15 protein-coding genes are annotated in these 16,099 nt (G+C 55.0%); 6 read left to right on the forward strand and 9 right to left on the reverse strand.

Features of this window, described 5'->3' with window-relative positions; genetic code table 11:
* Positions 1-38: 38 nt before the first annotated feature.
* The 3 genes from RAC65_RS05170 to fghA all read left to right on the forward strand — a co-directional run bounded on the left by RAC65_RS05170 (position 39) and on the right by fghA (position 3,010).
* Entirely contained in the window at positions 39-950 is a 912-nt protein-coding gene (locus RAC65_RS05170) for a LysR family transcriptional regulator (RefSeq protein ID WP_033740559.1), read from the forward strand.
* A 78-nt stretch (positions 951-1,028) separates the two neighbouring features.
* Complete coding sequence (locus RAC65_RS05175) at positions 1,029-2,153, forward strand: S-(hydroxymethyl)glutathione dehydrogenase/class III alcohol dehydrogenase (RefSeq protein WP_033740561.1); 1,125 nt, start codon at positions 1,029-1,031, stop codon at positions 2,151-2,153.
* 11 nt (positions 2,154-2,164) lie between these two features.
* Positions 2,165-3,010 (forward strand): S-formylglutathione hydrolase, encoded by an 846-nt coding sequence (gene fghA / locus RAC65_RS05180; protein ID WP_006119939.1) that lies wholly within the window; start codon positions 2,165-2,167, stop codon positions 3,008-3,010.
* Between the two features lie 35 nt (positions 3,011-3,045).
* Here fghA and RAC65_RS05185 read toward each other — a convergent pair whose 3' ends face one another.
* The 5 genes from RAC65_RS05185 to RAC65_RS05205 form a co-directional block, all read right to left on the reverse strand.
* Positions 3,046-3,834, reverse strand: coding sequence for an ABC transporter ATP-binding protein (locus tag RAC65_RS05185; protein WP_033740562.1), 789 nt, complete (start codon positions 3,832-3,834; stop codon positions 3,046-3,048).
* On the reverse strand, positions 3,834-4,910 hold the full coding sequence (locus RAC65_RS05190; protein WP_054633448.1) for an iron ABC transporter permease: 1,077 nt from the start codon (positions 4,908-4,910) through the stop codon (positions 3,834-3,836). The genes RAC65_RS05185 and RAC65_RS05190 overlap by 1 nt, the downstream gene beginning before the upstream one ends.
* Positions 4,911-5,047: 137 nt before the next feature.
* On the reverse strand, positions 5,048-6,508 hold the full coding sequence (locus RAC65_RS05195) for an amino acid permease (protein WP_033740564.1): 1,461 nt from the start codon (positions 6,506-6,508) through the stop codon (positions 5,048-5,050).
* 181 nt (positions 6,509-6,689) lie between these two features.
* Positions 6,690-7,559, reverse strand: coding sequence for a DNA-binding transcriptional regulator YeiE (gene yieE / locus RAC65_RS05200; RefSeq protein ID WP_033740566.1), 870 nt, complete (start codon positions 7,557-7,559; stop codon positions 6,690-6,692).
* 17 nt (positions 7,560-7,576) lie between these two features.
* Positions 7,577-7,942, reverse strand: coding sequence for a YkvA family protein (locus RAC65_RS05205; RefSeq protein WP_375096435.1), 366 nt, complete (start codon positions 7,940-7,942; stop codon positions 7,577-7,579).
* Between the two features lie 102 nt (positions 7,943-8,044).
* Here RAC65_RS05205 and RAC65_RS05210 point away from each other — a divergent pair, with 102 nt between their 5' ends.
* The 3 genes from RAC65_RS05210 (at position 8,045) to nfo (ending at position 11,289) form a co-directional block, all read left to right on the forward strand.
* Positions 8,045-9,097 carry a YeiH family protein gene (locus tag RAC65_RS05210; RefSeq protein WP_039338166.1) on the forward strand — a complete coding sequence of 351 codons (1,053 nt, stop codon included), beginning with the start codon at positions 8,045-8,047 and terminating at the stop codon, positions 9,095-9,097.
* 179 nt (positions 9,098-9,276) lie between these two features.
* On the forward strand, positions 9,277-10,206 hold the full coding sequence (locus RAC65_RS05215) for an Rpn family recombination-promoting nuclease/putative transposase (RefSeq protein ID WP_375096436.1): 930 nt from the start codon (positions 9,277-9,279) through the stop codon (positions 10,204-10,206).
* A 240-nt stretch (positions 10,207-10,446) separates the two neighbouring features.
* On the forward strand, positions 10,447-11,289 hold the full coding sequence (gene nfo, locus RAC65_RS05220) for a deoxyribonuclease IV (RefSeq protein ID WP_033740573.1): 843 nt from the start codon (positions 10,447-10,449) through the stop codon (positions 11,287-11,289).
* Positions 11,290-11,325: 36 nt separating this feature from the next.
* On the opposite strand, the gene fruA is transcribed toward nfo, so the two are convergent.
* From fruA to RAC65_RS05240, 4 genes are all read right to left on the reverse strand, one after another.
* Positions 11,326-13,023, reverse strand: coding sequence for a PTS fructose transporter subunit IIBC (fruA, locus tag RAC65_RS05225; RefSeq protein WP_006119954.1), 1,698 nt, complete (start codon positions 13,021-13,023; stop codon positions 11,326-11,328).
* A 16-nt stretch (positions 13,024-13,039) separates the two neighbouring features.
* Entirely contained in the window at positions 13,040-13,978 is a 939-nt protein-coding gene (fruK, locus tag RAC65_RS05230) for a 1-phosphofructokinase (protein WP_006119955.1), read from the reverse strand.
* Positions 13,975-15,105: a fused PTS fructose transporter subunit IIA/HPr protein gene (gene fruB / locus RAC65_RS05235; protein ID WP_282498022.1), complete on the reverse strand. Its 1,131-nt coding sequence runs from the start codon at positions 15,103-15,105 to the stop codon at positions 13,975-13,977. The genes fruK and fruB overlap by 4 nt, the downstream gene beginning before the upstream one ends.
* Positions 15,106-15,595: 490 nt before the next feature.
* Positions 15,596-15,850 (reverse strand): YkgJ family cysteine cluster protein, encoded by a 255-nt coding sequence (locus RAC65_RS05240; protein WP_006119957.1) that lies wholly within the window; start codon positions 15,848-15,850, stop codon positions 15,596-15,598.
* Positions 15,851-16,099: the final 249 nt, after the last annotated feature.

A 16,099-nucleotide genomic window follows, 5' to 3' on the forward strand; every position in this document is an offset into this window, starting at 1 on the left:
GAATAATATTAACCAACTTGTTTACAGGAAGAGAACACATGGATTTAGTCCAGCTACGTATGTTCTGTTCCGTGGCAGAGAGCGGTTCTCTTGCCCGTGCTGCGGAACAACTGCATCGGGTGCCTTCTAACCTCACCACGCGCCTGCGCCAGTTGGAAGAGGAACTGGGTGCCGATCTGTTCATTCGGGAAAAACAGCGTATTCGCTTATCCCCGATGGGCCATAACTTTCTTAACTATGCGCAGCGCATTCTGGCCCTGAGCGATGAAGCCTTAAGTATGGCGCGCACCGGTAAGCCTGGCGGGAATTTTGCGCTGGGCTCGATGGAAAGTACGGCGGCAACGCGCCTGCCTGGTCTGCTGGCTGCCTATCATCAGCGTTTTCCGGCGGTCGCCTTATCGCTGATCACCGGCACCTCCGGTGAAATTATCGATCGGGTTCGCGAAGGAACACTGGCCGCGGCGTTGGTCGACGGGCCGGTTCAGCATGACGATCTGAATGGCTGTATTGCGTTCCGTGAAGAGATGGTGCTCATCACTGACCTTGACCACATCCCGGTGACGAGCGCACGCGATACTCAGGAAGATACGTTGTTTGCGTTCCGCAACAGCTGCTCTTACCGGGTGAAACTGGAAGCCTGGTATCGCGACAGCCAGGCCGCGCCAAACAGCGTCATGGAGATTCAGTCTTATCATGCCATGCTGGCCTGTGTCGCAGGCGGTGCAGGCGTGGCGATGATTCCGGCGTCGGTCCTGAAACAGATGCCAGAGCGCGCACGGGTTCAGGTACACAGCCTGCCGGCGAAGTATCGTGATACTGCGACCTGGCTGATGTGGCGACGGGACGCCTTTACGCCCAATGTTGAGGCACTCAAGTACCTTATTATCGAACAGTTTCACGATCGTCCGCTCAACGATGAGCTGATGCATCCTTTACAGGCGGCGGAATAAGATTTCCGCGCTATTTTTAATGAATCACGACCATCCAGACGCCATAACGCGTCACAATCTGACTGGAAGAGGGATTGCATGAACATGATCAAAACCCGTGCCGCTGTCGCCTGGGCCGCTGGCGAACCACTGAAAATTGAAGAAGTGGATTTAATGCCGCCGCAAAAAGGGGAAGTGCTGGTCCGTATCGTTGCCACTGGCGTTTGTCATACGGATGCTTATACGCTGTCAGGTAGCGATCCGGAAGGCGTGTTCCCGGCGATTCTGGGTCACGAAGGCGGCGGTATCGTTGAAGCGGTCGGCGAAGGCGTCACCAGCGTGGAAGTGGGCGATCATGTTATCCCGCTTTACACGCCGGAATGTGGTAAATGTAAGTTCTGTCTGTCAGGCAAAACCAATCTGTGCCAGGCCATCCGCACCACACAAGGTAAAGGCCTGATGCCTGACGGCACGACGCGTTTCTTTAAAGACGGTAAACCCATTTTTCACTATATGGGCACGTCAACCTTCTCCGAATACACCGTCGTCCCGGAAATCTCTCTGGCGAAAATCAGTAAAGAAGCGCCACTGGAAGAAGTGTGCCTGCTGGGCTGCGGCGTAACCACCGGTATGGGCGCGGTGATGAACACCGCTAAAGTTAAAGAAGGCGATACCGTTGCCATCTTTGGTCTGGGCGGCATTGGTTTGTCAGCGATTATCGGCGCGAAAATGGCGAAGGCCGGCCGCATCATTGGTATTGATATCAATACCAGCAAATTCGACCTGGCCCGTAAACTTGGTGCGACCGATCTGATCAACCCTAAGGATTACGATAAACCTATCCAGGACGTGATTGTTGAACTCACCGACGGCGGCGTGGATTTCTCCTTTGAATGTATCGGTAACGTCAACGTGATGCGTTCTGCCCTGGAGTGCTGCCATAAAGGCTGGGGCGAGTCGGTGATCATTGGCGTCGCCGGTGCAGGCCAGGAAATCTCTACGCGTCCGTTCCAGTTAGTCACAGGGCGCGTCTGGCGTGGCTCTGCGTTTGGTGGCGTGAAAGGTCGCTCGCAGCTGCCTGGGATTGTGCAGGATTACCTCGATGGTAAATTTGCGTTGAACGACTTCATTACGCATACCATGCCGCTGGAAGAGATAAACGACGCCTTTGATTTGATGCACGAAGGGAAGTCGATCCGCTCCGTCGTTCACTTCAATAAGTAATCGGGGGCGCTATGACATCTTCTCTTGAGTTACTGGAAGAACACCGTATTTTTGGCGGCTGGCAGCAGCGCTGGCGTCATCCCTCCCAGGTGCTGAACTGCCCGATGACGTTCAGCATCTATTTGCCCCGTCCGCGCGGGGATTCGCCCCCACCGGTGGTGTGGTTTCTGGCAGGCCTGACCTGCAATGATGAAAACTTTACCACCAAAGCGGGTGCGCAGCGCGTCGCCGCTGAACTGGGGCTGGTGCTGATCATGCCCGATACCAGCCCGCGCGGTGAGGCGGTGGCCAATGACGAGGGCTATGATCTGGGCCAGGGCGCGGGCTTTTATCTCAATGCGACGCAGCAGCCCTGGGCGAGCCACTATCGGATGTTCGACTACCTTAGTGAGGAGCTGCCTGCGCTGATTGCCGATAACTTTAAGGTCAGTGAACGTCAGTCGATCATGGGGCACTCTATGGGCGGACACGGCGCGCTGATGCTGGCGTTACGCCTGGCAAACCGCTTTGCCTCCGCCTCCGCCTTTGCGCCGATTGTGAATCCCGCCGATGTGCCCTGGGGACAAAAGGCGTTCACCGCTTATCTGGGAGAGGATCGCCAGGCCTGGCGGGCATACGACAGCTGTCAGCTGATGCGCGAGGTTCAGCATCGCCTGCCGTTATTGATCGATCAGGGCGACAGCGATCAGTTTTTGGCGGATCAGCTTCAGCCGGAGCGATTAGAGGCAGTGGCGCAGGAGATGGATTTCCCGTTAACTCTGCGTATTCAGCCAGGCTACGATCACAGTTACTTCTTTATCGCCAGCTTCGTGGAAGATCATCTGCGCTTTCATGCGCAGCACTTGTTGGTGGGATAACACAACCGGGGATGGCGTGCGCCATCCCCGTTTTTTTACATCAGCCCTTCCCGGACTAATCCGTCAATCATGACCTGCGGCATTCCGCGGGAACAGTGCTCAATGCGGCCCTGCACGCCATAAACCTGCGCCAGCGTAGTGGGCGTGATCACGCTATCCGGTGCGCCTTCTGCGATTAACTGTCCCGCTTTGAGCATCAGCGCATGCTGCGCGTGACGTAAAGCGATATTGATATCGTGGACCACGACCACCGTCACCATATTGCGCAGCGCCGTCTCACGCCGCACTAAATCCATAACGTGAAACTGGTAGTTTAAATCCAGCGCACTCAGCGGTTCATCCAGCAGTAACAGCGCAGGCCGGCGAATCAACGACTGGGCCAGGCCAACAAGCTGCTTTTGTCCACCCGAGAGCTGATCCAGATACCGCATTGCCAGATGGGCAATGCCCAGTTGATCCAGCAGTTTCATGACATCGGCTTCACTGGCGGGACTGTGCAGGCCCGATGACGCACGCTGCGCGACAATAATGGACTCCAGCACATGCAGATGCACCCCCGCAGGCAACGATTGCGGCAGGTACACAACCTGTCTGGCCCGGCGGGCAAACGGCTGAGTCATCAGATCTTCGCCGTTTAACCACAGTTCGCCCTGCCCTTTATTCAGCCCGGCCAGCGCACGCAGTAAGGTGGATTTACCGCAGCCGTTCGGTCCCAGCAGGACCGTGATTTCGCCACGCGGTAACGGCTCGACGTGAAGGTTATCAATGACCTGACGTTTAGGATAACCGGTGGTGAAGCCGCGCAGGCGTAATCCCTGTTCCATTACACATGCCCTCGGTGACGCAAAATGATACTCAGGAAAAACGGCACCCCAATGAGCGAGGTCACAATCCCGACCGGGATAATGGCTCCGGGAATCAGGTTTTTGGAAGCCACTGAAGCCAGCGACAGCACAAGGGCACCGGTCAGCGCACTGGCCGGTAGATAGAAGCGATGATCTTCGCCGAACATCATACGGGCGATGTGCGGTGCGACCAGGCCAATAAAACCAATCGGGCCGACAAAGGCGACCGCTAAGGCGGATAGCACACTAATACGCAGCAAAGTCGCCAGGCGCAGACGGCGCACGTCGATACCAAAACTCACGGCCCGGTCTTCCCCCAGGCGCAGTGCGGTCAGTTTCCAGCTACTGAGCAGGGAAAACGGCACCAACAGCACAAAAGCCGCGCTCAGTACGCCCAGTTTTTCCCAGGACGCACGCGCCAGGCTGCCCATGGTCCAGAACACCAGCCCCTGTAACGTATCTTCACTGGCGATAAACTGCATCATCGACACCAGCGCATTAAAGGTAAACACCAGGGCAATACCAAATAACACCACGCCAGATGACGAGACCTGCGTCCAGCGCGTAATGCCGTCCAGCATTAAGGCGGCCAGCAGAGCAAAGATAAACGCATTGGCTGAGATAAACCACTGACCGGAGATCCCCGGAATCCCTACGCCTAAAATAATGGCCAGTGCGGCGCCGAACGCCGCCGCCGAGGAAACGCCCAGCGTAAACGGACTGGCAAGCGGGTTATTAAGGATGGTTTGCATTTCTGCACCGGCAAGGCCCAGTGCAAGGCCGACCACGATGGCCATGAGCGCATAAGGCAGGCGGATATCCCAGACAATGACGCGCGTGCCTGCATCAACGCTCTCGGGTGAGAGCAGCGTGTGCCACAACGTCGATAGCGAAAGTCCGGCCGGGCCGAGCGTAAAGTCCAGAACCAGTGACGCAAGGATCGCCACCAGCAACGCCCCTATCCAGAACAGGCGGCGGCGCAAAACCTGATGATAATTTTTCAGTATGGGCTGATGGCCTGCTTCAGCACCAATCAACGAGGATTCCGTTGTCATGGTTCAATCCAGTAATGGCTCCAAAATTAAAAACGCAGCCACAATAGTGCAGGTGATAATAATTATCAATTCATGGAATGTTAATAGTGATGACGTAACGTAAAAGCGCACGGCGTTTACCGTGCGCTTTTAACCCGTTATGAGCGGGGAAATTCCATCTCACTGTATTTCACAATGCGTCCGCCCCGCACCAGCCTGTAACCCAGCCAGATCAGCAGGAACAAAGGCAGGCCAATATAGGTCGCTGCAACGCTGTACCAGTCAATGGTGTCCTGCAGGAAGGCCTGGTAATTCTGACCGAGCGTAATAATCAGACAGAGTACAAAGGCAAAAATGGGCCCCAGTGGGAAGAAGCCTGAGCGGTACGGCAAGTCGCTCAGATCGCGCCCCTGAGCCACATAACCGCGACGGAAACGATAGTGACTGATGGCAATCCCTAACCAGGCGATAAAGCCTGTCATCCCGGAGGTATTCAGCAGCCAGAGATAGACTTCCTGATTACCAAATTTTGAGGTTAAAAAGCACAAACCCGCGACGACGGTGGTGGCCCATAACGCATTACGCGGTACGCCGCCTTTTGACAGTCGGGCAAAAATGCGCGGCGCTTTACCTTCACACGCCAGGTTATACAACATGCGCGTTGAGGCATACATCCCGGAGTTACCGGCCGACAGTACCGCCGTTAAAATCACCGCGTTCATGACCGCCGCCGCAGACAGCAGGCCGGCATTCTGGAACACCAGGGTAAACGGACTCACGCTGATATCTTTAATATCATTGTGCAGCAGTTGCGGATCGGTATAGGGCAGAATCAGACTGATAATCAGAATGGCCAGCACATAAAACAGCAGGATGCGCCAGAACACCTGACGCACGGCGCGCGGAATGTTTTTCGCCGGATCTTCAGATTCACCCGCCGCTATGCCGATGAGTTCAGTCCCCTGGAAAGAAAAGCCGACAATCATCGCAACACCGATCATCGCCGCAAAACCTCCGGCAAACGGCGCATCGCCTACCTGCCAGTTATGCCAGCCTGCATTTTCCGCGCCACGCATAATGCCCACAATCATCAACACGCCCACCACGATAAAGATCACGACGGTGGCGACTTTGATCAAGGAGAACCAGTATTCGGTCTCGCCAAAGCCTTTGACTGAAATGTAATTGATCAGGAACATCAGGCTCAGGAACAGTGCGCTCCAGATCCAGCCCGGCGTGTCGGGAAACCAGTAATTCATAACCAGTTGCGATGCCACCAGGTCGACAGCAATGGTGACCGCCCAGTTGTACCAGTAATTCCAGCCCAGGGCGAAACCAAAGCCCTCTTCCACGTATTTGGCACCGTAGGTGGCGAAGGAGCCGGAAACCGGCATAAACGCGGCCAGTTCGCCGAGGCTGGTCATCAGGAAATAGACCATTAAGCCAATTAAGGCATATGAGAGTAATGCCCCGCCGGGGCCAGCTTGAGAGATGGTGGCACCGGATGCCACAAACAGACCTGTACCGATTGATCCGCCAATGGCGATCATGGTGAGATGGCGTGCTTTTAGATCGCGTCGTAACGCAGGTTGTTGTGTTGTATTTGTGTCATTATGCATGTGTAAACATTACGCTGGGTAAAAATAAGGCGCGATTGTAGCAGCAAAGGCCACGCTGTATAGCGAATGCTACGCTGTTATTAGTTACCTTCATGATTGGCGCGAAATTATTAGCGGCGCCGCCTGTTTCCCTGAAATTCAAGGGGTTGAACCGCTGATTAAACCACCATTCATCGGGCGTTTACGTTTCCCGGCAGTACGATAAAAACCGCGACAGGGCCTTTGAGATGTGTTTTTGTCGATGGTGGATGCGATAAAGCGTGCGCGTCAGATTCGGCAAAGGCGTTTTCAGCTCAATCAGCGTCCCGGCGCTCAACTGCTCGGCAATCACCCGACGTGATAAGCAACTGATGCCCATCCCGTGCCGCACGGCATGCTTTATCGCTTCGGAGTTGCCCAGCTCCATGCCCAACTGAAATGTCGGCAAATGGGACAACAGCAGATAATCGACAATCTCGCGCGTACCTGAGCCGCGCTCGCGGAGAATCCAGGTGGCCTCAGCCAGCGAGGTCAGCGTGACGGGCTGCTGCAAAATGGCGGCGTCCGGTGCGGCAAAGACCACCAGTTCATCTTCCAGCCAGGGCTCGCTGACCAGTTCTGTCATATGGCACGGCCCCTCAATTAATCCCACATCGACGCGAAAATCGGAAACGGCTGTGATCACGTCCTGACTGTTTCCCACGCTCAGCTCTAAAGGCAACGTGGGGAAATCACGGCGGTAACCGGCAATCATCCCCGGCAGCAGATAATTCCCGATGGTGCTGCTGGCATAAATACGAATAGCCCCGTTATCTTCTTTAAATAACTGTTCGATTTCTGTGGCCTGTTCGAGCAGGCCAACGGCACGGGGATAAAGTAACCGGCCATGTTCGTTGAGCACTAGCCGCTTTCCTACCCGATCGAAAAGCTGCACACCTAACTGGTTTTCCAGATCAGCCAGGGCGGCACTGACAGCAGACTGGGAGAGCGCCAGCACCTGAGAAGCCTGGGTGGTAGAGCCGCTTTTAAGCACCTCGGTAAACACTTCAATTTGTCGCAGGGTAATATGCATGAAAACTCCGGAATCACTTAGCGCGCGACAAGGTAAACGATCAGGGCGATCCACAGCAGAAAAATCACACCCAGTACACCCAATACTTTTTTACCGCGTGCACGCTGTTGCTGCGCACGCGCGACGCTGCGGGCCCGAACCTCGCGCGGCAGCATTTTCAGCAGTAACATGACACCGGCAGGGATAATGACGGCATCGTCTATTAGTCCCACAACCGGGATAACATCCGGAATCAAATCGATCGGACTTATGCCGTACGCCAGCAACCCGGCGGCCAGGCCTTTACACCACAGCGGTGTTTGAGGATCGCGACAGGCAAAGGCGAGCGTCAGCACATCGCGTTTGATGAGCGTGATTAAGCGTTTCAGTCGTGCAAACAGCATAGTTCCTGCCTTATCACTTATAGCGGTAGATTATAAATATATAATCAATTTCACTTTTAACAAGCCCCGCATGATGATGAGCGCTCAACCAGGAGCGTAATCATGGCAGACATCACCCTTTCAAAAAATCCTTTCGTTCAGCAGTGGCTACCCGGCCTGTTGTTATGCGGCCTGATCGCCAGCGTGACTGCCGCTGTGGCCCAGGTGCCAGGCATCGCTCGTCTGGGTCTGGGCTCATTAACTCTGGCGATTATGCTGGGCATCATCGTCGGTAACAGCGTTTACTCGCCTCTTGCCGGCCAGTGTGACGCGGGCGTGCAGCTGGCAAAACAAAAACTGCTCAGGCTCGGTGTGATTCTGTTTGGCTTTCGCATCACCTTGCAGCAAATCACCGACGTGGGATTAAGCGGCCTGCTGATTGATGTGCTGACCCTGAGCAGTACGTTCTTTGTGACCTGCCTGCTGGGCCGACGTCTGCTGAAGCTTGACCGCGAAACTGTATGGTTAATTGGTGCAGGCAGCAGCATCTGTGGCGCCGCGGCGGTGCTGGCCACGGAACCGGTGGTCAAAGCGGCGCCGTCAAAAGTGGCCGTTGCCGTCGCTACGGTGGTGCTGTTTGGTACCCTGGCGATTTTTATTTATCCCGTTTTGTGGCCACTGGTGCATGACTTTTTTCCCCGTGTCACGCTGACGCAGTTTGGCATTTTTACCGGTTCAACCATTCATGAGGTGGCGCAGGTCGTTGCTGCCGGACACAGCATTGCGCCCGAAACCGAAAGCAGCGCCGTTATCGCGAAAATGCTGCGCGTCATGCTGCTGGCGCCGTTTTTACTGTTGCTGAGCGGCGCCCTGCGACGTGAGCAGGCAGAACAGCAGAGCGCAAAGCCGGTGACGTTTCCATGGTTTGCCCTGATGTTTGTCGTTGTCGCCTTGTTCAACTCGCTGCACTGGCTGCCGGCCGGATGGGTGAATATGTTCAACACGCTGGGAGGAATATTGCTGACCATGGCAATGGCGGCACTGGGTCTGACCACCCGTTTCACTGCTCTTCGTGCAGCGGGCTATAAACCTGTGCTGTTGGGGGCACTGGTCTTTGGCTGGCTGGTGCTGGGCGGCGGCACGATTAACCTGCTGGTTCAGCGTTTTATCGCGTAAGGCACGTTCATGCCTTCATCAAACCGGCCGCATGCAGGCCGGTTAGCCCGTTTGCTCGCGTACTGAAGGTGTTCATCTCACCCAACGTTGCGAGAAGCGCCGTAAATTAAACCATTGTTATTAGGTAAGATCCTCCCGTAGCTCTATTGTAGACCGGTGATTTTTACGAGCCGGAACTGATGAAGAGAACGTCCCCAACACCGACACCTCACGACGCGCTGTTCCGACAGTTTCTGACCGAACCGGACGTGGCGCGGGATTTTATGGCGATCCACCTGCCACAAGCGTTGCGCGCCCTGTGCGATCTGACCACGCTTAAGCTGGAATCGGGTTCTTTTGTCGAGGACGACCTGCGGCAGTACTATAGCGATGTGCTGTACAGCGTGAAAACCGCGTCCGGCAAAGGCTATATCCACGTCCTTATTGAACACCAGTCTGGTCCGGATAAACACATGGCCTTCAGGTTAATGCGCTATGCGGTGGCCGCCATGCATCGCCATCTGCAAGCCGGACATCAAACGCTGCCGTTAGTCATTCCCGTCTTGTTCTACACCGGTAAACGTAGCCCCTATCCCTATTCTCTCTGCTGGCTGGATGGCTTTGCGTTACCGGATCAGGCAGGCAAACTTTACACGGCGGCTTTCCCTTTGGTTGACGTAACGCGTATCCCTGACGACGAGATCCTGCACCACCGCCGTATGGCCGCCTTAACGTTACTTCAGAAGCACATCCATCAGCGTAATCTGACCGTGATGCTTGACAGGCTGGTGGCTATTCTCACAAATGAATATCTCTCTTCATCACAGGTTATCTCGCTGGTAAACTACATGGTGCAGGCGGGCGAGGTGTCGGATGCGCACGCCTTAATCCATAAGCTGGCACAGCGGGTGCCGCAACACGGAGACGCACTGATGACCATTGCAGAACAGCTGGAACAAAAAGGGATTGAGAAAGGTATCCGTTTGGGCGAACAGCGTGGTCTTGAGAAAGGCAGAAAGGAAGAAGCGCTGAAGATTGCCCGGGTCATGTTAACTAACGGCTTTGACCGCCCTACCGTCATCAAAATGACCGGCCTGAGCGAAAAAGATATCGCGCAACTCCGCCACTGACAGGTTTGCCCAACCTTTTTAGTCCCCGCATCATTCTGTTGCAGACGCTTGCCAGCTCGCCATGCTGGCAGCCTGTCCTTTCTGACGCCGCTCTGTTCTGCGGGGCAGCAGATATTATCCTGTCGCGCTGCTGTTTGCCTGCCTAATCCGGGTGTAAAAATTTCCGCCGCGCTGCGTTTTGCCCCAGTGTCATCGTGTATCATGCCGTTCAGACTGAGTTGAACCCTTCAGGAGAACGGCATGAAGTATATTGGCGCGCACGTCAGCGCATCGGGTGGTGTGGATCAGGCAGTGATCCGCGCGCATGAACTGGAAGCCACGGCGTTTGCGCTGTTCACCAAAAATCAGCGCCAGTGGAAAGCCGCCCCGCTCTCGGATGAGACTATTGCTGCCTTTCGCGCTGCCTGCGAGAAATACCACTTTTCATCAGATCAGATTCTGCCTCATGACAGCTATCTGATTAATCTGGGGCATCCGGTTATGGAAGCCCTGCAGAAATCCCGCGATGCCTTCGTGGATGAAATGCAGCGTGCAGAGCAACTGGGCCTGACACTGTTAAATTTTCATCCGGGTAGCCATTTACAGCAGATTGACGAGCTGACCTGTTTAAAACGTATCGCTGAGTCCATCAATATCGCACTGGATCAGACCCGCAACGTCACCGCCGTGATTGAAAACACTGCCGGACAGGGCAGTAATCTGGGCTTTCGCTTTGAGCATCTCGCGACCATTATCGAACACGTTGAAGATAAATCTCGCGTAGGTGTTTGTATTGATACCTGCCATGCTTTCGCCGGCGGATATGACCTGTGCAGCGAAGCAGCCTGTACTGAAACCTTTGCCGAGTTTGATCGCATAGTCGGATTTAATTATCTGCGTGGCATGCACCTGAATGATGCCAAAAGTACGCTGGGCAGCCGGGTTGACCGTCACCACAGCCTGGGAGAAGGCAATATCGGTAAAACCGTGTTTAGCTGGATAATGAAGGATTCGCGCTTCGATGGTATTCCGCTGATTCTGGAGACCATCAATCCGGATATCTGGAAAGATGAAATAGCCTGGCTCAAATCAGAGCAACGTTAAAAAAAGGAGCCTGGCGGCTCCTTTTTCCTTTTAAGATCAGGCTTTCGCCAGTTCTTCTTCCGGGCGTTTCAGCACCGCATACCCTAATCCGGCAATGGCTGTGCCGATAACAATCGACAGCAGGTAACCCAGTACCGGGGTAATTGCACCTGGAATCAACAGCACGAAGAGGCCGCCGTGCGGTGCCATCAGTTTGGCACCAATCGCCATAGAAGTGGCACCGGTCACCGCACCGCCGACGATACAGCATGGCAGGACGCGCATGGGGTCACGAGCAGCAAACGGAATCGCACCTTCTGAGATAAAGCACAGGCCCAGAACCAGCGCGGCTTTACCTCCTTCCTGCTGACCTTTATTGAATTTACGACGGGCAACCAGCGTCGCCAGCCCCATTGCCAGGGGTGGCACCATACCCGCAGCCATAATGGCGGCCATCGGTGCATAGGTTTGTGAACTCAGCAGACCGACACCGAAAGCGTAGGCAACTTTGTTAACAGGACCACCCATGTCGGTACACATCATACCGCCGAGAATAGCACCCAGCAGGATAGCGTTAGCCGTTCCCATGTGAGCCAGCCAGCTGGTCAAACCGCTCATGATGCCCGCGACGGGTTTACCGACCACATAGATCATCAGCAAGCCGGTGATCAGGCTGGCAAACAGCGGAATAATCAGGATAGGTTTTAACGCTTCCATACTTTGTGGCAGCTTCACTTTGCCGCTAATGAGTTTGGCTGCATACCCCGCAATAAAGCCCGCGATGATGCCGCCAAGGAAGCCCGCGTTGATGCTGGTGGCGATCATCCCGCCAATCAGGCCCGGCGTCAGGCCCGGACGGTCCGCGATAGAGAACGCGATAAAACCCGCCAGTACCGGCACCATCAGGGCAAACGCGCTACCGCCACCGATTTGCATCAGCGCAGCCGCCAGCGTACCCGGCTCTTTAAACGCCGTAATACCAAACGCAAACGACAGCGCGATACTCAGACCACCAGCCACCACCATCGGCAGCATGTAAGACACGCCTGTTAACAGATGACGGTAAGCGCCTGCACCGCCCTCTTTTTTCTCTTCCTGATTGCTGTTTTGCGCGCCGGACGGTTTAAACGGCTTCGCTTCAGCAACGGCTTTATCCAGTTCCTGAGCGGTCTTCTTCAGCGCCAGGCCGGTTGAGGTACGGTACATCGGCTTACCCGCAAACTTCGCCAGGTCCACTTCGATATCCGCCGCCACGATCACCAGATCGGCCGCCGCCACTTCTTCTGGCGTAATCGCGTTACCTGCACCAACAGAGCCACGGGTTTCAACTTTTACCCACCAGCCGCGTTTGGTCGCTTCAGCCTGAATAGCTTCAGCCGCCATAAACGTATGTGCTACGCCCGTTGGACAGGCCGTTACGGCAACCACGCGTTTTGGTCCGTTAGCTGACGCTGTTGCAGGGGTTGCAGCCGGAGCGGCTGCGCGGGCCTGCCAGGGTTTCGCTTCGGCTTTCGCACGGTTCAGGAACTGTTCTGGCTCACTGACCGCCTGTTGAACATCGCCCAGCCAGACGGATTTTCCGTTCAGCGCAGCATCGTCAGGCACATGTTGACCGGTGACAATCACCAGTTCGGCTTCCGCCGGGTTTTCTGTCAGCGTCAAACCCGCCTGCGCAGCCGCAGCAGCCAGACGTTGTTTTGCCATGTAGGCAGAGGCCAGTCCTGTTGAAGGATCTTTTATCAGCAGCGTTTTCACTATCGCTCTCCTGCTGTTAGTTAACGGGTTGTAAGTCGACGCGCGCCATCATTGCGGCCAACTGGGTACGATCGGTAACGCCAACGTTGCTCTGGCTCACGGCCATCGCGGCTACCGCAGTAGCCAGACGTAACGTATGTTCACTGGATTCACGCATTAACAGGCCATAAATCAGGCCACCTACCATGGAGTCACCTGCCCCAACGGTGCTGACAACCTCGCACACCGGCGGTTTAGCAATCCATTCACCTGAGGCATTGACCCAAAGTGCGCCTTCTGCACCCAGAGAAATCACCACATGTGCAATGCCCTGCTCACGCAACTCGTGCGCTGCGTTAATCACATCCTGCAACGTAGGGAGTTTACGTCCCGCCCAGATTTCCAGCTCGCGACGGTTGGGTTTGACCAGCCATGGTGCGGCCTTCAGGCCTGCGACCAGCGCTTCACGGCTGCTGTCGAAGATAATGCAAGGGCAATGGGTGCGCAGTTCAGTCATCCAGCGGGTAAAGGCGTCAGGATCGACACCTTCCGGCAGGCTGCCGCTGACGCAAACCATGTCGAACTGACCCAGCCAGGTTAATGAATCGCTGGTAAAACGATCCCAGTCCTGCGCGGTCACCCTGAAGCCGGAAAAGTTGAGATCGGTGACGTCCCCGTTTTGCTCGGTGAGCTTGACGTTGATGCGGGTACGGCCATTGACCACCTGAAAGCGGTTAGCAATCCCCAGTTCACTGAACAGCTGTTGGAAACCATCCTGGTTATCTTTCCCCAGAAAGCCCCCTACGGTGACATCAATCCCCAGATCTTTCAGCACTTTGGCAACATTGATGCCTTTACCGGCAGCATGCAATCCGGTGGTCTTCACCAGGTTCACTTCACCGCGCTCAATTTCAGGCGTATAGCCGACCAGGTCGTACGCAGGATTCAACGTGATAGTTGCCACACGTCTGGTCATGCTGCCCCCTCACCTAATCCGCTATTGATTGCTTCTTCGATGGCATCTAATGCCTGCTGTGCATCATCACCACTGGCGGTGAAACGCAGGCGATGGCCTTTTTTCACGCCCAGCGCGACCACTTTCATCAGGCTGCGTCCGTTTGCCGGTTTGCCGCTGCCGTCGAGGTTCGTAATCGTGATCTCACTGTTAAACTGCTTGATAACGCTCACCAGTGCCGTACCCGGACGCGCATGTAAGCCATGCTCGTTGCGGATCGTGAATTCTGCAGTCAGTTGGTCCGCCTGCTCGTCGACTTCGCTGGTCAGCAGAGCATAAACACCTGCCGCATCCGCTTTTAATAAACGATCGGCCTTATTACTCTGCAGCAACGCGCTGAGGTAGCCCAGCACGTCCAGAGGACGCTCATCAACGGCTGCCACGCTTATCAGCATGTTGACCGGTTCGCCCTGGTGCTCAAACGCGCTCGCTACGCGGCTGACGGCTACGCCGCTTTGCAGATTGCCTTTACCGCTGTCACTGAGCCAGATGCCCTGTCCCAGACTCAGAGGATGGCGGGACACCACATCCGCGACATAGCTGGCATCAACCACGCCCGCCGCCTGTAAACGCCCGGCATTTAAGGCCTGCAACGTCATCAAATCACGTGCATTGACGTCGAGGGTAATCAGGGAGGTGTCAAAGCTGAACGCTGCGGGCTGCTTCTCACCCATCAGCAGCGCACGCAGATCTTCCGCTGAGGCCGTTTTAAGCTGTTCGGCAACAGAGTCATCACTCAGCACATGCGTAAGCTGACGTAACAAGGCCAGGTGTTCATCGGATTTGGCCGCAATACCAATCGCGACATAGGCGGTCTGATCGTCGCCCCAGGCAATGCCCTGCGGAAACTGAAAGACCTGCACGCCGGTTTTCAGCACCAGATCGCGCGTGTCGGTGGTGCCGTGAGGAATGGCAATACCATTACCCAAAAAGGTAGAGGTCTGCTGCTCACGTGCCAGCATACCGTTGACATAACCTTCCGCCACGTTACCTGCAGCAGTAAGTGCCGCCGCAACCTGACGAATCGCATCTTCTTTATTTTGGGCGCTGGCTCCGGTATGGATGGCCTGCAATTCGAGCTGGAACATAATTCTCCTCGCTTGCTGATTGAATCGTTTCAGCTTACTGGTGTCGAATCTTGCTGTTCGTGCCACTAAAGGCCGCTACAGCAACGCTGAAACGTTTCAAGAATTGTGCTGAACATGCGTGTCACTGGCAAGAAAATGCGTCAACGACGTAGCAGATCTTTGACGTTACGCACAATTCAGTGAGATCAGAGGATAATCTTAAAAAGCGTGCTGAAGTCTGGGTGACATGAGGTCGATTAACAGGAGGGGAATTTCAGCAACGTCAGCTCCTTGCCATTAATCGCATGCCTCTGCTCTGCTTCAGCGTCAGCAAACACTTTCACAAAGATACGAACAAATTCAGGACGCCATGCAGGCAGGGAGCGATTAACATGCACCAGAGGATAAATTATGCCGTCGACAATACAGCCAGAAATGCGGCGTTTTTAAACAGTGATGATGTCTCAAAAGACAACGAACGCAGCGAAGACGGGAACCTGCACCGGGGAAATCAGGGGGCGGTACTTTGCTCAAGGTGAATCAGATAATCCATCGCATAATGACGGTTACTACCGCACATCTCAACCGATGGCTGTAGTCCGGCGCACACTTTCGGACGCAGAGGCGATCCAAAAATTTTACAGAGGTTATTATCCGCAAGTTGAACGCACCGGGTATTAGCGGGTTTGCCCTGTGGCATTCCCGGAATGGGCGAGGAAATGCTCGGGGCAATACAACATGCGCCACAGTCTGTACGACATTCCATCTTTTACCTCCTCGAACCGCTAAAGCGCGCACGATAACAGAACGTGCCTTACCCTGACATCACCTTTACAGAGAAACAGGCCAGGCGCCGATCGCCGGTCATGCTGTGATGTCGCCTTTGCAACGCCAATGACGTCATGATCCATGATGTATACTGAGGTGGCTTTATCCTGTTAGTCGCCATCGGGCACAAAATTTTTCGCGCTGTCTTGCCTGTTCACGTCCGCGCGAGTAACGTTGCGCGCACGAT

Origin of the sequence: Pantoea sp. BS_8 (assembly GCF_041954965.1) — a bacterium.
Classification (GTDB): domain Bacteria; phylum Pseudomonadota; class Gammaproteobacteria; order Enterobacterales; family Enterobacteriaceae; genus Pantoea; species Pantoea stewartii.